This window comes from Arthrobacter sp. T572 (assembly GCF_056780115.1).
The window spans coordinates 2525490-2543057 of record NZ_JBRAZQ010000002.1 but is presented as its reverse complement, the minus strand read 5'-3'; the positions used below and the strand labels follow the sequence as shown (position 1 = coordinate 2543057).

Sequence of the window (17568 nt, the reverse complement as noted above, 5' to 3'; positions counted from 1 at the left end):
GACCGGCCGTCATATGCGGCCGGTCCGGCCATTCCATTCGAAAAAAAGGTAACTTCTTAGAGTGACGTCTGCAGAGAAACCCCCGTTTTACATCACCACGGCCATCAGCTACCCCAACGGTGTGCCCCACATCGGCCACGCCTACGAGGTCATCGCCACTGATGCCATGGCGCGTTTCAAGCGCCTGGACGGTCATGAAGTGTTCTTCATGACCGGAACGGACGAGCACGGACTCAAGATGCAGCAGTCGGCTGAAAAGGAAGGCCTGACCGCCAAGGAGTTGGCCGATCGGAACTCCGCCGCGTTCAAGCAGATGAGCAAGGATCTGGGGATCTCCCACGACCGCTTCATCCGCACCACGGACCCCGACCACTACACCGCGTCCCAGGCCATCTGGAAGAAGATGGAAGCCAACGGGGACATCTACCTGTCCAAGTACGAGGGCTGGTACTCGGTGCGCGACGAGGCCTACTACGTCGAGGACGACACCGTGGTCAAGGAGGACGGCCTCCGCTACTCCAAGGAGACGGATACCTTGGTCACCTGGACGGCGGAGGAGAGCTACTTCTTCCGGCTGTCCGCCTACCAGGAGCGGTTGCTCGCCCTGTACGAAGAGCAGCCCGATTTCGGTGCGCCGCAGTCGCGCTTCAACGAAGTCATCAGCTTCGTCAAGCGTGGCCTTGAAGACCTGTCCATCAGCCGCACCACTTTCGACTGGGGCGTTCCGGTCCCGGGCGATGAAAAGCATGTCATGTATGTTTGGGTGGACGCCCTGACCAACTACCTGACCGGCGCCGGATACCCGGACATCGAATCGGAGTCCTTCAGGAAGTTCTGGCCTGCCGACGTTCACGTTATTGGCAAGGACATCTCCCGCTTCCATGCCATCTACTGGCCGGCGTTCCTCATGAGTGCCGGGCTGGACTTGCCCAAGCGCGTGATGATCCACGGCTTCCTGACCAACAACGGCGTGAAGATGTCCAAGTCCCTGGGCAACGTAGTGGCACCGCAGGACTTCGTGAACCAGTATGGCCTGGACCAGTGCCGGTTCTTCTTCCTGCGCGAAGTGCCCTTCGGCGCGGACGGCAGCTACAACCACGAGGCCATCGTGGGCCGCATGAACTCCGACCTCGCCAACAACTTCGGCAACCTGGCCCAGCGTTCGCTGTCCATGGTGGCCAAGAACTGCGAGGGCAAGGTCCCCGTCCCCGGCGAATTCACGTCCGAGGACAAAGCGTTGCTGGCAAAGGCGGGAGAACTGCTGGAAACAGCCCGAGGGGCTTTCGACAAGCAGGAGTTCAGCCGCGCGTTGGAGGCCATTTGGTCCGTGCTCGGGGATACCAACGCCTACTTCGCCGAGCAAGCACCATGGGTCCTGCGCAAGACCGACGTCGAACGAATGAACACGGTTCTCTACGTCACCCTCGAAGTGGTGCGCATTGTGGCGATCCTTGCCCAACCCGTCATGCCGTCGTCGTCCGCGAAGCTCCTTGAGGTGCTCGGCCAGCCTGAGGGCGAAGCCCGACAGTTCTCCGCGATCGCCACCCCCATCGTGGCCGGGACACAACTGCCCGCCCCGGCACCGGTCTTCCCCCGCTACGAGGAACCGGCCGAAGCCTAGCCAACGCTCTCTCACCTATTACCCCTTTCACACCAACGCTCTCTCACTTCCCGCCCGTCAGGCTGACGGAAGTGAGAGAGCGTTTGGCGTTGGGGCCGTTTTGGTGAGAGAGCGTCAGGCGGTAGCGAGGCCCTCAACCGGTGACAAGCGGGCTGCCCGCCGCGCGGGAAGCACCGATGCCAGGAGGCCGGCTACCACTGCCACTCCGAAGACGGCCGCCAGTTGCAGCCACGGCACTGACGGGACGACGTCGGCCACCCCGCCCAGCGTTGACTGGGCGCCCAGCCAGCCGTACACGATGCCCAGGGCTGCGCCCAGCACGGCAGCTACGCCGGCCACGAGCACGGCCTCGAGGGCCAGCATCCCCCTCAACTGTCCCTTGGTCAGGCCGAGGGCGCGGAGCAGGGAGTTCTCCCGCGTCCGCTCCAGGACCGATAGGGAGAGGGTATTGGCCACACCGATCAGGGCGATAACCACGGCCACGCCCAGCAACCCGGTGACCACCAGCAGCAGGACATCGATGATGCTGTTGAACGTTGCGCGTTCAATCGCGGCACCACTGACGCTCCGCTCGGGGACTCCCAAGGCTGCGGCGATGTCCTTCTGGATGGCCAGGACCTGGTCGGCGCCTACCGTGTCGGCCACTTTCACCCACACCATCCCGGCAGTACCCGGAAGGGGCGCGGACTTGATCGTGGAACTGTCCACGAAAGCAGGGACATGCCGGGTCCGGAGCACGGTGGCGTCCAAAGCGACAGGCCCCGCCCCGGTTGACACCGTGGCCTTGCCCGCGGGCGAGTCCTCCGGAAGGTAAATGACGCCCGGACGCAGTTGCTGCAAGGTGATGTCCCGCATGACGGAAGCGGCATCGGCGGCGTCAAGGGCATGGACGGGAGAGTCAGCCAGGGTTCCGACGGCGGGCAACAGGACTGCTTTTTCCACGCCCTCCAGGGCAGAGATGCGGGTAAGGGCCTGGTCCGTATCCAACGGCCCGGTCTTGCCGTCCACGGCGGTCTGTGCAGCCAGATCCACGGGGTAGTTCTCCGCCAGCGTCGAATTGAACGCCTGCCGTGCCGTGGCCGCACCGGTCATCATCAGCGACACGAGGGTCACTCCGATCAGCAGGGCAGCAGCCGTGGCCGATGTCCGGGCCGGGTTCCTGATGGCGTTGAGTGCGGCGAGCCGTCCAGGAACACCTGCCGGCGATGCCAGCCGTCCGGCGAGGGCAACCACGGGAGGAATGAAGAGCGATGCGCAGAGCAGGATGCCGATGAACGACGCCGCTCCGCCGAGCAGGGCCATGGGCAGCGAAACATTCATGCTTCCCCATGCCAGCAGCGACGCACCGCCGGCTGCGCTGAGCAACCCCAGTGCCAACCGGAGCCGTCCGCGCCGGTTGCTCACCGAAGCTTCGTCCGCAGGCCTCAGGGCTGCCAGGGGTGCGACGGCGGTTGCGGCCTTGGCCGGAACCAGTGCGGCCAGGATGGTCAACACGGTTCCTGCGGCGAGCCCCGCGATGACGGCCGAGGGCGGTACGGCCAGTGTCGCGAAGGACTGCTCCGGCTGCGTTCGTGCCCAGGCGATCAGGCCGGACATCAGGCCCACAGCAGCCGCCACTCCCAGCACCGAGGACAGGAAGCCGACCACCAGGGCCTCAAGTATCACGGAGTTCCGGATCTGCGACCGGCCCGCACCGAGGCACCTCAGCAAGGCCAGTTCCCTGGTCCGTTGGGCAATAAGTACCGAGAAGGTATTCGCGACCACCAGCGTGGATACCAGGATGGCCACCCCGGCAAAGGCCAGCAGGACCAGAGTCAATTGGTCCTGCCCCGCGCTCAGCATGGCGACGGTCGATGTGACCTTTTCCTGGGCCGTTTCCACGGTGGTGTCCCCGGCTCCTGCGGCTTTCATCCGATGGGTGATGTAGTCCTTGGCGGCCGCCGTGTCTTCCCCGGGCTTAATGGTGAACTGCAGCCCCGAGTAGCCGGTACCGGCGTCCTGCACTGCGTTCAGCACAGGTGCAGAGGCTACAAGCTGGGCAGCGGAGGATGAAAACGGGTCGTTCGTCGGCTGGATCAAGCCGGAAACGGTCACTTTGGCGTTCTTGACCGGTCCTGGGCCGTGCAGCTCGAGGGTGCTGCCGGTCTCGAGGCCCAGATGCCGGGCTGTCTTGGAGTCGATAACGACGTCGAAGGGGCCGGACGGCATGGACCCGGAGGTCAGGACGGCTGGTTCCAACGCGGGCGGCGCGGCAGTCCGCACCTTGCCGTACTGTTCGCCGTCGCCGGCCTGGAAGGTCACGTAGGCCGAACGTTCGGCGTAGCTTTCCTCCACGGCAGGGGAGGACGCGGCAGCATCAACGGCGGCCTGTGTGAAGGGAACGCCTTCAGCGGACGTGGCCACGAGGTCTGCCTTCCGGTAGGCCTCGCCGATGCTGGCGCCAAGGGAAGCGGTAGTGCTTGCCCCCACCATGAGGGTGGCAGCGAGGAACATGACGGACAGCATCACCGCCAGGCCGATGGCGATGAACCGCCGGAAGTGAGTCGTCACTTGGGACATGGCAACACGAAGCACGGCTCATGCCCCCAGTTTGCCGAGGGCTGCCAGGACCGAGTCGGCTGATGGCTGGTGGATCTCGCCCACCAGTCCGCCGTCGCTCATCAGCACCACCCGGTCTGCGTAACTGGCGGCCACGGGGTCGTGCGTGACCATGATGATGGTCTGGCCCATCTCAATGCTGCTGCGGCGCAGCAGCGACAGGACCTCGCCGCCGGACTTGGAATCCAGGTTTCCCGTGGGCTCGTCACCGAACACGACGTCCGGACGTGTCAGCAGTGCCCTGGCCACGGCGACCCTCTGCTGCTGGCCTCCAGATAGTTCGTGCGGCCGGTGCTTTAACCTGTCCCTCAAGCCCAGGGTACTGACAACGGTATCCAGCCACCCGGCGTCGGCTGTTGTGCCCGCCAGCGCCAGCGGCAGGGTGATGTTCTGCTCGGCGGTGAGCGTGGGCACCAGGTTGAAGGCCTGGAACACAAACCCGATCCGCTCCCGACGAAGGGCTGTCAGTTGGCGGTCGTCGAGTCCGGTGATGTCTGTTCCACCCAGGACGATGCGGCCCGAGTCTGCGGTGTCCAGCCCGGCCAGGCAATGCATCAGGGTGGACTTGCCGGAGCCCGAAGGGCCCATGATGGCGGTGAACTTTCCGGCCTCGAAGCTCACCGAGACCTCGTTGAGGGCCATGACCCGGGTGGCGCTGCGGCCATAGCTTTTGGTCAACGCGAAAGCTTCGACGGCGGGCCGTGCGGTGGGCTGGCCGGTGGCGGGTTCGCGGTCCGGACCGGACGGGTGGGGTATGGACGTGAAAGTTGTCATGGTTTCACGCTATTTTCCGGACCCGCCCTGCCGGATCGGGCAGAAGTACCATCCTTCCGGCGGTCCACTCATACCCAGGTCTGAGGGCTACGTTCCCGGCGACACGACTCCGGTCTCATAGGCAACGACCACAACCTGCACGCGGTCGCGGGCGCCCAGCTTGGCCAGGATGTGCCCCACGTGGGTCTTGACGGTGGCCTCGGAGAGGAAGAGCCCGGCTGCAATCTCCGGATTGGACCGGCCTTGTGCGATGAGCTTGAACACTTCGTGCTCGCGGGCGGTGAGGCTTTCCACGGCGGCAGCGTGCTTGCTTCGTTCCGGTGTCTGCGCCTGCAGCAAGGGGGCGACGTGGTCCAGCAGCCGGCGGGTCGTGGACGGCGCGATGACAGCATCCCCGCGGTAAACCGTACGGATGGCATCAAGGAGTTCCTCCGGGGGAGCATCCTTGAGGAGGAATCCGCTGGCCCCCGCCTGGATGGCCGCGAGGGCATATTCGTCAAGGTCGAAGGTGGTGAGCACCACGATCTTTACGTCGGCACGCCGGGAACCTGCAGGCTGGGCGGCGGCCTGCTCCAGCAGGCGTCGGGTGGCTTCGATGCCGTCCATGCCCGGCATCCTCACATCCATCAGTACGACGTCGGCCGCAGTAGCATTCAAAGCGTGCACGGCTTCGATTCCGTTGCCGGCCTCGGCAACAACCTCCAGGTCCGGCTGCGAGTTGATCAGCATGCCGAAACCCGAGCGGACCAGGTGCTGGTCGTCAACGAGTGCCACCCTGATGGGCGGGAGAACATCCGGCATGGGGTCAAGCCTCCGAGTAGGGAATGAATGCGGACACACGGAAACCGCCGCCCTGTTCCGGGCCTGCGGTCAAGGAACCATCGTAAAGGGAGATCCGCTCGCCCATGCCACGCAGTCCGTTGCCGCCCCCGGGGGGCGGCGGATCAGCAGCGGCTCCGCGGCCGTCGTCGAGGATGTCCAGCTGCAGGCCGCGGCCCTGCCACGCGAGCGAGACCTTTGCGGTCGCCGTCGGACCGGCGTGCTTCATAACGTTGGTGAGGGCTTCCTGGATGATCCGGTAGGCGGTCAGTTCAGCACCGGCCGGAAGGTTGCGGCGGGGGAGGCCGCTCTGTTCGAAGGTGACCTGGAGGGTGGCCGCGCGGAAGCCCAGGAGGAGTTCGTCCAGGTCGGCCAGCCGCGGCTGCGGCCTGGTGGGGGAGTCGTCGTCGGAGCGCAGGACCCCCAAAAGGCGGCGCATCTCGGCCAGGGAGTCCCGTCCTGTGGCAGCGATGGTCGCCAAGGCGTCGGTGGCGAGTTCGGGCTTCGCCGCGGCAGCATAACGTGCGCCGTCGGCCTGGGTGATGATCACGGACAGGGAATGGGCCACGATATCGTGCATTTCACGGGCGATGTGGGAGCGTTCATCGGCGGCAGCCAACTGGCGTTCCTGCTGCTGCTCGACTTCCATCCGCCGCGTCCTGTCCTCGAGGGCCTGCAGTTGCAGCCGCCGGACCCGGGTGAGGTCGCCCAGCGTCCAACTGACCAGTACCAGCATCCAGATCAGTACGGTGTAGAGGGCACCGATGGTGAGACCCATGATGCCGGACTCGGCCGAACCGGAGTATTCCCGCGTGGTAAGCATGACGCCACCCAGCAGTCCCAGCAGCAGGACAGTGCGGCTGGCCCATGCGGGACCATAGGCGGCTGTCGCATAGATGATGAGCGGGACGGCGATTTGGCCGGCTACCGGTTCTGCGCCCACCGCCCATTGGACGAGGCACACAAGGACCACGACGCCGGCCGCCACCACCGGGCGGGTGCGTCGCCAGGCGAGCGGCAACAGGAGGCCGCAGGAGAAGAGGAACAGGAGGGGGCGGTCGGCCAGCAGGTAGACAGGGCCAAACAACAGAAGCAGGAGGATGGTGGCCGTCAGGTCCACCGTAAAGCGGTTTAAGCGGAACCATTCATATAACGCGTGCCTTCTGTCCACCCCACGACTCTATGTGCCGGGACCGCTCCGGGCATCATGCCAGGGTCTGAGGTTCAGGGCGGCTGTTCACAGGATGAGACGATTTTGACCAGCATGTGGATGACACGGCTAGATGGAGTCATGAGTGCATCGTCCATCAATCTTGCTGTCATCCCCGGCGACGGCATTGGCCCCGAGGTCATTGCAGAAGCCGTGAAGGTCCTGGAAAAGGCTGTGGCCGCCGAAGGCGTCACCCTTGAGCAGACCCACTACAAGCTCGGTGCCCAGCACTGGCTTGAGACCGGCGAGACACTTCCGGACGAGGTACTCGAGGACCTCCGCACGCGCGATGCCATCCTTTTCGGCGCGGTGGGGGCAGCCCCGGGTGACACCCGGATTCCCTCCGGGATCATCGAACGCGAGATGCTGCTCAAGCTCCGCTTCAGCCTGGACCACTACGTCAACCTGCGCCCCTCACGGCTGTACGGCACGGTGGGAAGTCCGCTGGCAAACCCGGGCGAGATCGACTTCATCGTGGTCCGCGAAGGCACCGAAGGACCCTACGTTGGAAACGGCGGCACCCTCCGCGGCGGAACTCCGCATGAAGTTGCCACCGAAGTCTCCCTGAACACGGCGCACGGTGTGGAGCGGGTGGTCCGCGATGCCTTCCGCCGCGCCAACGAGCGTCCGCGCAGGCACGTCACCCTCGTGCACAAACACAACGTCCTCGTCTTTGCCGGACACCTGTGGAAGCGCACCGTCGAGGCCGTGGCCAAGGATTTCCCCGAGGTCACCCATGACTACCTGCACATCGATGCCGCCACCATCTTCCTGGTGACCGACCCCGCCCGATTCGATGTCATCGTCACCGACAACCTCTTCGGCGACATCCTGACCGACCTTGCAGCTGCCGTCACCGGGGGCATCGGACTCGCCGCGTCAGGCAACATCAACATGGACCGCACCGCACCGTCCATGTTCGAACCCGTCCATGGCTCCGCCCCGGACATCGCAGGCCAGCAGAAGGCAGACCCCACTGCTGCGATCCTGTCAGCAGTGCTGTTGCTGGACCACCTTGGCTACACCTCGGCGGCCCGCAAGATCGAAGCGGCAGTCATTGCCGACGTCGAAAGCCGCACCGGCGAGCCGCGCAGCACCGCTGCGATCGGCGACGCCATTGCGGCCGCACTTTAGGCCCATTACCCAGGCGTAAGCTTGTCTTGAATTATTTACCTGCTTCCTTGGTCCATCGCTGAACCACACCCTCTTTAAGGGGGCCGCGGTTCGCACTGCCAGGTAGCTGACTGTGGAGGAAACATGACTCAGACTGCCCATGGCGTCGAATTCAGCCAGCAGCTTTCGGCCAACCCGAAGTCTGTTGAGGAGCGTGCAGCCGTCCTGGCGAACCCGGGGTTCGGCGACTACTTCACCGACCACACCGCCGTCGTCGACTACAAGGTCGACGCCGAAGGCAAGGGAGGTTGGCACAATGCCCGCATCGAACCCTACGGACCGATCGCCCTGGATCCTTCGGCTGCGGTTCTGCACTACGGCCAGGAAATCTTCGAAGGCCTCAAGGCCTACCGCCACGCCGACGGTTCGGTCTGGACGTTCCGTCCAGAGGCCAACGCGGCGCGCCTGAACAAATCCGCCCGTCGCCTGGCGCTGCCGGAACTGCCCGAGGAGTATTTCCTGGGTGCTATCCGTGAGCTGGTCCAAGCCGACAGGGAATGGGTACCCTCCGGTGACGGCGAGGCCCTGTACCTGCGTCCGTTCATGATCGCCACCGAGGCGTTCCTTGGCGTCCGGGCAGCCCGTGAAGTTTCCTTCCGCGTCATCGCCTCGCCGGCGGGCAACTACTTTGGCGGTGAGCTCAAGCCCGTTTCCATCTGGATTTCCCGCGAGTACGCCCGCGCAGGCCGCGGTGGCACGGGTGCGGCGAAGTGCGGCGGCAACTACGCCGCGTCCCTGATCGCCCAGCAGGAAGCCGAAGCCAACGGCTGCAAGCAGGTGCTTTTCCTTGACCACTTCAACGATGACGCCGTGGAAGAGCTCGGCGGCATGAACGTGTTCTTCGTGTTCAAGGACGGCTCGCTCGCCACTCCGGCGCTGAGCGGCACCATCCTCGAAGGTGTCACCCGGTCCTCCGTCATCCAGGTGGCCAAGGACATGGGCCGTGAAGTTTCCGAGCGCAAGATCACTCTGGACGAATGGCGTGAGGGCGTAGCGTCCGGCGAGATCACCGAGGTCTTTGCCTGCGGTACCGCCGCGGTTATCACACCGATCGGGGTGCTCAAGGACGCCACCGAGTTCATCGGCTCCGAGGACGCCAAGGCCGGCGAGACCACCATGGCCATCCGTGAACAGCTTCTCGGCATCCAGACCGGAACGGTCGAGGACCGCCACGGTTGGCTGACCCGCCTGGTCTAGCAGCAGAATCCACGACGGCGGCCGGTTACCTTGGGCTTTCAAGGTGACCGGCCGCCGTCGTACTCCCCGACCCTCTCTCACCGAAGTCCCACTTCCCGCGGACCCTCTCTCACCAAAGTCCCACTTCCCGCGGACCCTCTCTCACCGATGCCAGTCGGGTGAGAGAGGGCTGGCTGTAAGGGGGCCTTCGGTGAGAGAGCGTCCAGTGGAGGGGGTGATTAGGTGATAGAGGGATGGCAGGAAGGTGGCGATAGGTGAGAGAGGGTCGAAGGGTGCCAAGATAGGACGGTGACTTCCAGCGACGCATTCCATCAGCCCGAGAGCCGGCCCGACAGCTCGCTCCAGCAAAGCAGCGGGCTGACCCGCTTCCGGCTGGCCCCCAATCCCGGGCCCATGAGCCTGGATGGCACCAACTCCTACGTCATCGGTGCGCCGGGATCGGACCACGTGGCCATCGTCGATCCTGGGCCGGAGGACGGGCCGCACCTGGCCGCACTGGCTGCGGCCGGAAAGGTCGACGTCGTCCTGATTACGCATCGCCACGCCGACCACACCGAGGCCTCCGCCCGGTTCCATGAGTTGACCGGAGCGCCTGTCCGGGCCGCCCTCGCAGAACATTGCCATGGTGGGGAGCCACTCACTGATGGCGAGGTGATCCATGCAGCCGGCGTCGAAATCCGCGTTCTTGCAACCCCTGGCCATACCTCGGATTCTGTTTGCTTCCACCTGCCTGCTGACGGTCCCACGGGGTCGGTGCTGACCGGCGACACTATCCTCGGCCGCGGCACAACGGTCCTTGACTACCCGGACGGACGCCTGGGTGACTACCTGTCCAGCCTCGACCGGCTCGAAGCACTCGGACCTGCGACCCTGCTCCCGGCCCATGGCCCCGTGCTGCCGGCTCTTGACGCCAAATGCAGGGAATACCGTGCGCACCGCGAGCAACGGCTGGACCAGATCCGTGCCGCACTCGCCCAGGTGGGGGAGGACGCTTCCATCGCGCAGGTCACCGACGTTGTCTATGCCGACGTCGATCCTTCCGTCCGCTGGGCAGCTGAAACGTCGGTGGCGGCCCAGTTGGACTACCTGCGCAGCTGAACGCCTCCAGCCTGACGGTAGGCTTGAGCCCATGCGTATCGCCCGGTTTGTAGTTGATTCTGATCCCCTTTACGGCATTGTCGAAGGCGAGCCCGGCAGTGAGGACATCACTGTCATCAACGGCGACCCTTTCTTCAACGGTGTTGAGCGAACCCACACCAAGCACAAGCTTGAGGACGTCAGGCTGCTGGCTCCGATCATCCCGCGCAGCAAGGTCATCGGCGTGGGCCGGAACTTTGCCGAGCACGCCGCCGAACTTGGCAACGAAGTTCCCCAGCAGCCGCTGTTGTTCCTCAAGCCCAATACGGCCGTGATCGGTCCCAACGATCCAATCGTGTTGCCGGAGTTCTCCGAGGAGATCTCGTTCGAGGCAGAGCTGTGCGTGGTGATTGGCCGGATCTGCAAGGACGTTCCCGAGGACCGCGTTGATGACGTCATCTTTGGCTACACGTGCGGCAACGACCTCACTGCCCGCGATGTCCAGAAAACCGACCTGCAGTGGGCCCGCGCCAAGGGATTCGACACCTCCGCGCCGTTGGGGCCCTGGATCGAGACTGAACTCGACCCCGATGACCTGGACATCCGTGCGCGCCTCAACGGCGACCTCCGCCAGGACGGTAACACCACGCAGATGATCCGCGGTGTCCGCGAACTGGTCTCGATCGTCTCCCACGCCTTTACCCTTCTCCCGGGCGATGTGATCATGACAGGCACGCCGGCCGGGGTAGGCCTGATCTCCGAAGGCGACCGCATCGAGGTGGAGATCGAAGGCATCGGCCGCCTTTCCAACCCGGCCGTCCGCCGCTGACGCACCCGGCCCCGCCCAAAGCACGACGGCGGCACCCGCCTTCCGTACGGAAGGCGAGTGCCGCCGTCGTGCGGTTAAGCGGGAAAACGAAAGGAAGCCAAGCGGTAAAGTTGAAGCACTATGACTACTGCTTCTGCGTCGAACGCTGCCTGCAGCGACATCCCTGCCGTCAACGCCGAGACTCCGGTCCGCGTCCGCTTCTGCCCGTCTCCCACAGGTACGCCGCACGTTGGACTGATCCGCACCGCCCTGTTCAACTGGGCCTACGCCCGCCACACCGGCGGCAAGCTGATCTTCCGGATCGAAGATACGGACTCCGCCCGGGACAGCGAGGAGAGCTACCACCAGTTGCTGGACGCGCTCAAGTGGCTTGGCATCAACTGGGACGAGGGCGTGGAGGTCGGCGGGCCGCATGAGCCCTACCGCCAGTCGCAGCGGGGCGACATCTACCAGGACGTCATCGCGAAGCTGAAGGCCGGCGGACACGTCTACGAGTCGTACTCCACTCCGGACGAAATCGAAGCACGGCACAAGGCTGCAGGCCGCGACCCCAAGCTCGGCTACGACGGCTTCGACCGCCACCTGACCGAGGAGCAGCTCGCGCAGTTCAAGGCCGAAGGCCGTGAAGCAGTCCTTCGCCTGCGGATGCCGGATGAAGACATTACCTTTAATGACCTTGTCCGCGGTGAGATCACCTTCAAAGCAGGTTCCGTTCCGGACTTCGCGGTGGTCCGGGCCAACGGCGCACCCCTGTACACGCTGGTCAACCCCGTGGATGACGCCCTCATGGGCATCACCCATGTCCTCCGCGGCGAGGACCTGCTAAGCTCCACGCCCCGCCAGATCGCTTTGTACCGCGCGCTGTACGCCATCGGTGTGGCCGAGTACATGCCGGAGTTCGGCCACCTGCCCTATGTCATGGGCCAGGGGAACAAGAAGCTCTCCAAGCGCGACCCCGAGTCCAGCCTGTTCCTGCACCGCGAGCGTGGCTTCATTCCTGAGGGCCTGCTGAACTACCTTTCCCTTCTGGGCTGGTCGCTCAGCGCGGACGAGGACATCTTCACGGTGGAGCAGCTGGTGGCCAACTTCGACATCCACGATGTCCTCGGCAATCCTGCACGGTTCGACCTGAAAAAGGCCGAAGCCATCAATGGTACCCACGTCCGCATGCTCTCGCCCGAGGTATTCGAGGAACGGCTCGTTCCCTACCTTCGTGCTGCAGGTTTCGTGGGGGAGATCCTCACGCCGCGCCAGGAGGAGATTCTGCGGGAGGCAGCTCCACTGGTCCAGGAGCGCATCGCCCTGCTCGGCGAAGCACCGGAAATGCTGGCCTTCCTGTTCAAGGCAGACGACGCGATCGACGTTGCCGACGACGCCCGCAAGGGACTCCCGGCGAATCTCGATGAAGTCCTTGATGCGGCCCTCGCAGCGCTTGAGCCGATCGGGGAGTGGACCGCGGAGAACATCCAGGCCGCGCTGAAGCAGGCCCTGGTGGAAGACCTGGGCATCAAGCCCCGAGCGGCCTTTGGCCCCGTTCGCACGGCAATTTCCGGCCGCCGGATCTCGCCGCCGCTCTTTGAATCCATGGTCATTCTGGGCAAGGAGTCTTCCTTGGCCCGAGTCCGCGCCTTCCGCGGCTAGGAGGAACCGGCATGGCGATCGCAAGTTCCTTTGGCACCATCAGCGGTGTGCTTTTCGACATCGACGACACCTTGGTAGACCTTGAGTACGCCATGACCACTGCGTTGCGGGACGTCAGCGAACATCTCCTGCCCGGCCTGGACCAGGCCGGGTGGGTGAAGTTCGGACGCATCTTCACCCATGAAACGACGCACTTCTACGACCGTTACCTTGCGGGCGAACTGACCTTCAATGAGCAGCGGCTGCTGCGTGGCCGGGCGGCGCTGGGTCACTTCGGTGTGGAACTTGCCGATGGTGAAGAGTCCCAGGCCTGGGTAGCCGACTACCACGAGCGGCAGACGGCGTATGTCCGCGCCTTCGAAGATGTTGCCGGGGTGCTCGACGCCCTGGACGCAGCCCGTGTCCCTTACGGGGCCGTCAGCAACAATGTCCATGATTACCAGCGGGCCAAGCTGGATGGCGCCGGACTCTCCAGGATCCGGACCTTGGTCGGTACGGATACCGTGGGTGTCCCCAAACCTGATCCGGCGATCTACCTGGAGGGCGTCCGCCTGTTGGGCACTGCCCCCGGGGAGACCCTCTACGTGGGGGACAACAGACTGCTGGATGCGGACGGCGCCACCGCGGCGGGGCTGGTGGGAGTGTGGCTGAACCGAACCGGAGAGTTCGTGGAGGGATTCAGCGGGCGGCAGGTCAGCACCCTGTCTGAACTGCTGGCCAGTGGAGTCCTGACGGGCCCCGCGTCGGTGTGATGCAGGTAACGGCCTGACGATTTGTGCAGGTCAAAAGTGTCGGGTAGAGTAATTACTCGTGCTGAGGGGCACGGAGGGAAAAACCAAGGGAAACCGCGGTAAGGAACTCCGGTCCAAAAAGTGCTTTGGGATATGGTGTAATTGGCAACACTACGGTTTCTGGTACCGTCATTCTAGGTTCGAGTCCTGGTATCCCAGCTCTGAATATCACCGTTTGGAACGGTGAAATTCGGAAATTCAAATCGCTGAGTCGATTTGGATGAGAGCTGAAAGTGTGAAATACTCGTTCAGCTTGATCAGCGGAAACGATGATCAAAAGTGCAAGGCCCCATCGTATAGCGGCCTAGTACGCCGCCCTCTCACGGCGGTAACGCGGGTTCGAATCCCGCTGGGGTCACCAGCAAATCCCCCGGAACATCACGTTCCGGGGGATTTCTTGTTTGCTGCTTGTGCGAATGCAAAGCACCGGGGCCAGTGGCTGGCATGATGATCCTTGTGACACATCACGAACCGGATCCGAACCGCGAGGACTTGACCCCTGCTGTCCGGACCCTGGAGGACGCACGCGAAGCACTTGCCGCCACCACCCTTCCGCTGGAACTGCCGGGAGCCGACGCCGACCGGCGCCGGATCAAGGAGACGTTGGCCCAACTCGACGACTACATTCTTCCCCGGTACCGCAGCCTCGACGCTCCGCTGCTGGCCGTCGTCGGAGGTTCCACTGGGGCCGGCAAATCGACGCTGGTCAACGCGCTGGTGGGGTGGCCTGTCACCCGCGCCGGTGCAATCCGCCCCACAACCCGCCAGCCGATCCTCCTGCACCATCCTGAAGATGCCGAGTGGTTCCGCGGGCAGCGGATCCTCCCCGGCCTGGGCAGGATCCACGCGACTGTTTCCCAGGAACGCATGCCCGCCAGCCGGGCCGGTGCCGCGCCTGATGCCCAGGCCGTATCGTCCTTGGTGTTGGTGGGCCACCCCAACGTTCCCCGGGGGATTGCCTTGCTGGATGCCCCGGACGTTGACTCCATATCCGACGACAACCGCAGGCTCGCAGGCCAACTGCTTGCCGCCGCCGATCTTTGGGTCTTCGTGACCACTGCCAACCGGTACGCCGACGCCGTCCCATGGCGCCTTTTGCTCGACGCAGCTTCCCGGGACATTACGGTTGCCGTAGTGCTGGACAGGGTGCCCGCCGAGGCGGAAGAGGAGGTCCGGACGGACCTGCAGGCAATGCTGCACCGGCAGGGACTCGGAGCGGCACAACTCTTCGTGGTCCGCGAAACCACTTTGGACGCCATGGGCATGCTGCCCGCCGACGCCGCTTCGGAGCTGCAGGCCTGGCTGTCGGAGCTGGCAGCCGACGCGGCCGCCAGGTCCGGCGTCGCGCGGCGGACGCTCAATGGTGCGGTGAAGGCGATCAGCAGCCGCTTCGAGGAGATCGCAGCCGCAGCCGCAGAACAAGAGGCTGCTGACCGGCAACTTCGCACCGCCTGCACGGACGAATACGGGGCGGCACTCTCGCGGATTCTCGAGGCGACCAAGGATGGTGCCCTGCTGCGGGGTGAGGTGCTCGCCCGGTGGCAGGACTTTGTAGGAACCGGCGAGTTCTTCCGGGCCGTTGAACAGAACATCGGTCGCTTCCGGGACAGGGTCAGCGCCTTCTTTCGAGGTGAGCCGGCGCCCGCGATCAAGGTGGAAACCGCCATCGAAACCGGTCTTCAGGCCGTCATCATGGACGAGGCCGCCAACGCGGCAGAAAATGTTGACCGGCGGTGGCGGGCCGATCCTGCGGGACGGCAGTTGTTGGGCACGGACGATCTGGCGGGAACAAGTCCGGGATTCGATGCCCGTGCTGCGGCGGCCATCCGGGCCTGGCAAGAAGGCCTGATGGACCTTATCCGGACGCAGGGCCAGGGAAAGAGAACCCAGGCGCGGTGGCTTTCGTTCGGCGTGAACGGCCTGGGAGCCGCGCTCATGGTGGTGGTGTTCTCCATGACCGCGGGCCTCACCGGACTGGAGATCGGCATCGCAGGAGGCACCGCCGTGGTAGGGCAGCGGTTGCTGGAAGCCGTTTTTGGTGAGGACGCCGTCCGCCGGCTGGCGCATCAGGCGAGGGAGGACCTGCACACCACTTGCCAGCGGCTGCTGGACGGGGAGCGCGGGCGCTTCCTGGACAAGTTGGATGGCATGCAGTCCGGAGACGGCGTGGACCTCCACCCGCACGCAACTTCCCTCCGGCGCCTGGCAGGAGCCGCATGAGCCGACACAGCCAGGTCAGGCAAGCGTCCCGCCTCCAGCAACGGTTGGAGGCATTGAACACTGCGCGGGAACTCGCGGAGGGCATTCTTCCCGGGCCGGAGCTTCAGGCAGTCTACGAGGTATTGGAACGAGCCTCCTCGCGCCGTTCCCTGTCCGCAGGCCACACGGTAGTGGGTTTCTTCGGTGCCACCGGTAGTGGCAAATCGTCCCTCTTCAACGCTGTAAGCAACACTTCGCTGGCAACCGCGGCTGCCCGCCGTCCCACGACGTCGGCTCCGCTGGCCGGCATTTGGGGCGAACAGGACAGCGGACCCCTGCTCGACTGGCTCGATGTCCAGGAGCGCCACGTGCTTCCGGCTGTGCCCGGGCTGGCGTCGGAGGACTCAGGCCTGATTTTGCTGGACCTGCCGGACTTTGATTCCACCGCGGTGGCAAACCGGGAAATCGTCCAGCGGCTCGCGGGAATGGTGGACGTGTTGGTATGGGTCCTTGACCCGCAAAAGTACGCCGACGCAGCAGTTCATCACGGGTTCCTCCGCCCCATGGCCTCGCACGGGGCAGTCACCCTTGTGGTACTCAACCAGATCGACAAGCTCAATGATGTGGACGCTGCTGCGGTCATGGCATCCCTTGAAGGCATCCTGGACCGCGACGGGCTCGGCGGTGTCACCGTGCTGGGCGCCTCAGCGGTGACCGGGGCCGGCGTCGGGGAGGTCAGGGGCGCCATAGAGCGGGTGGTGACGCAGCGGGACGCTGTCACCAGAAGGCTGTCCGCCGATGTCGACCGGGTTGCCGCCGGTCTCACCGCAGCCTCCGGTACCGGGGAAGCCCGGGGCGTCAAGGGCAGTGCCACGGCAAGACTGGCCGCGGAATTGGCGACGGCGGCGAATGTTCCCGTGGTGGTCGATGCGGTGGCGCGCTCCTACCGGCTCGAGTCAGCCCGGCGGACCGGATGGCCCGCTGTCCGCTGGCTGCTTCGGTTCCGTGCAGACCCCCTCCGAAGGCTGAACCTTGGCAGGAAGGACGTACGGCCGGACCTCAACCGGACTTCCCTTCCGGCAGCGGGAGCGCCTGAGCGGGCCCGGACGGATGCTGCTGTCCGGGAATTTGCAGACACGGCATCGGAAGGGGCTCCGGGCCCTTGGCGGGCCAGCATCCGCATCGCCGCCAGGGAAGGGCGGGAGCAACTGCCGGACGCCTTGGACCAGGCCATCGCCGGCACGGACCTGAAGGCGTCCAGGCGCCCGGCTTGGTGGATGCTGTTCAATGTCCTGCAATGGACTGCCCTGCTGCTTGCCGCGGGAGGCTTGGGCTGGCTGGGTATCCTTGCCCTGCTTGCCTACTTCCAGATGCCGGTGCCGGACGTTCCCAGGACTGAGGGCTGGCCGTGGCCGACTCTCATGGTGGCAGGAGGGGTCGGGCTGGGCATCGCCCTGGGCCTTCTGGGCAGGATCATCTCAGGATGGGCCGCCAGGGTCAGGGCAAGGGGAGCCGGAAGGCGACTGCGGGCGGCCGTGGCTGCGGTGGCAGACCAGCGGATCGTTGCGCCCGTGGACGCCGGTATCAAGCGGCTGAGGGACTTCAACGCGGCGCTGAAGGACGCCCGCAGCTGAGAGTC

Annotated in this window: 13 protein-coding genes and 2 tRNA genes; 11 read left to right on the top strand and 4 right to left on the bottom strand. The window is 64.9% G+C overall.

Features of this window, described 5'->3' with window-relative positions; translation table 11 throughout:
- Positions 1–61: 61 nt before the first annotated feature.
- Entirely contained in the window at positions 62–1621 is a 1560-nt protein-coding gene (gene metG / locus ACUYMZ_RS12970; RefSeq protein ID WP_481603724.1) for a methionine--tRNA ligase, read from the top strand.
- Positions 1622–1735: 114 nt separating this feature from the next.
- Here the strand turns inward: metG and ACUYMZ_RS12965 are convergent, their stop codons facing one another.
- The 4 genes from ACUYMZ_RS12965 to ACUYMZ_RS12950 form a co-directional block, all read right to left on the bottom strand.
- Positions 1736–4195: an ABC transporter permease gene (locus ACUYMZ_RS12965; RefSeq protein ID WP_481603722.1), complete on the bottom strand. Its 2460-nt coding sequence runs from the start codon at positions 4193–4195 to the stop codon at positions 1736–1738.
- 3 nt (positions 4196–4198) lie between these two features.
- Positions 4199–4993 (bottom strand): ABC transporter ATP-binding protein, encoded by a 795-nt coding sequence (locus tag ACUYMZ_RS12960; protein WP_481603721.1) that lies wholly within the window; start codon positions 4991–4993, stop codon positions 4199–4201.
- An 87-nt stretch (positions 4994–5080) separates the two neighbouring features.
- Entirely contained in the window at positions 5081–5794 is a 714-nt protein-coding gene (locus ACUYMZ_RS12955; protein WP_481603719.1) for a response regulator, read from the bottom strand.
- Between the two features lie 4 nt (positions 5795–5798).
- A complete protein-coding gene (locus tag ACUYMZ_RS12950) occupies positions 5799–6983 on the bottom strand; it encodes a sensor histidine kinase (RefSeq protein WP_481603717.1) in 1185 nt (394 codons plus the stop codon).
- A gap of 120 nt (positions 6984–7103) precedes the next feature.
- On the opposite strand from ACUYMZ_RS12950, the gene ACUYMZ_RS12945 reads away from it, so the two are divergent.
- The 10 genes from ACUYMZ_RS12945 to ACUYMZ_RS12900 all read left to right on the top strand — a co-directional run bounded on the left by ACUYMZ_RS12945 (position 7104) and on the right by ACUYMZ_RS12900 (position 17563).
- Positions 7104–8156 carry a 3-isopropylmalate dehydrogenase gene (locus ACUYMZ_RS12945; protein ID WP_481603715.1) on the top strand — a complete coding sequence of 351 codons (1053 nt, stop codon included), beginning with the start codon at positions 7104–7106 and terminating at the stop codon, positions 8154–8156.
- 123 nt (positions 8157–8279) lie between these two features.
- The gene (locus tag ACUYMZ_RS12940) at positions 8280–9392 is read left to right on the top strand and encodes a branched-chain amino acid aminotransferase (protein WP_426003088.1); all 1113 of its coding nucleotides are present in this window, start codon (positions 8280–8282) and stop codon (positions 9390–9392) included.
- 288 nt (positions 9393–9680) lie between these two features.
- The gene (locus ACUYMZ_RS12935) at positions 9681–10490 is read left to right on the top strand and encodes an MBL fold metallo-hydrolase (protein ID WP_481603713.1); all 810 of its coding nucleotides are present in this window, start codon (positions 9681–9683) and stop codon (positions 10488–10490) included.
- A 31-nt stretch (positions 10491–10521) separates the two neighbouring features.
- A complete protein-coding gene (locus ACUYMZ_RS12930; RefSeq protein WP_426003084.1) occupies positions 10522–11298 on the top strand; it encodes a fumarylacetoacetate hydrolase family protein in 777 nt (258 codons plus the stop codon).
- Positions 11299–11418: 120 nt separating this feature from the next.
- On the top strand, positions 11419–12939 hold the full coding sequence (gene gltX, locus ACUYMZ_RS12925; RefSeq protein ID WP_481603711.1) for a glutamate--tRNA ligase: 1521 nt from the start codon (positions 11419–11421) through the stop codon (positions 12937–12939).
- A gap of 11 nt (positions 12940–12950) precedes the next feature.
- A complete protein-coding gene (locus tag ACUYMZ_RS12920; protein ID WP_481603709.1) occupies positions 12951–13691 on the top strand; it encodes an HAD family hydrolase in 741 nt (246 codons plus the stop codon).
- A gap of 126 nt (positions 13692–13817) precedes the next feature.
- Positions 13818–13889: transfer RNA gene (locus ACUYMZ_RS12915), tRNA-Gln, on the top strand.
- Between the two features lie 126 nt (positions 13890–14015).
- Positions 14016–14091 (top strand) — tRNA-Glu (locus ACUYMZ_RS12910).
- An 86-nt stretch (positions 14092–14177) separates the two neighbouring features.
- A complete protein-coding gene (locus tag ACUYMZ_RS12905) occupies positions 14178–15950 on the top strand; it encodes a dynamin family protein (RefSeq protein ID WP_481605883.1) in 1773 nt (590 codons plus the stop codon).
- Positions 15947–17563, top strand: a complete 1617-nt coding sequence (locus ACUYMZ_RS12900; RefSeq protein WP_481603707.1) for a GTPase — start codon at positions 15947–15949, stop codon at positions 17561–17563. The genes ACUYMZ_RS12905 and ACUYMZ_RS12900 overlap by 4 nt, the downstream gene beginning before the upstream one ends.
- Positions 17564–17568: the final 5 nt, after the last annotated feature.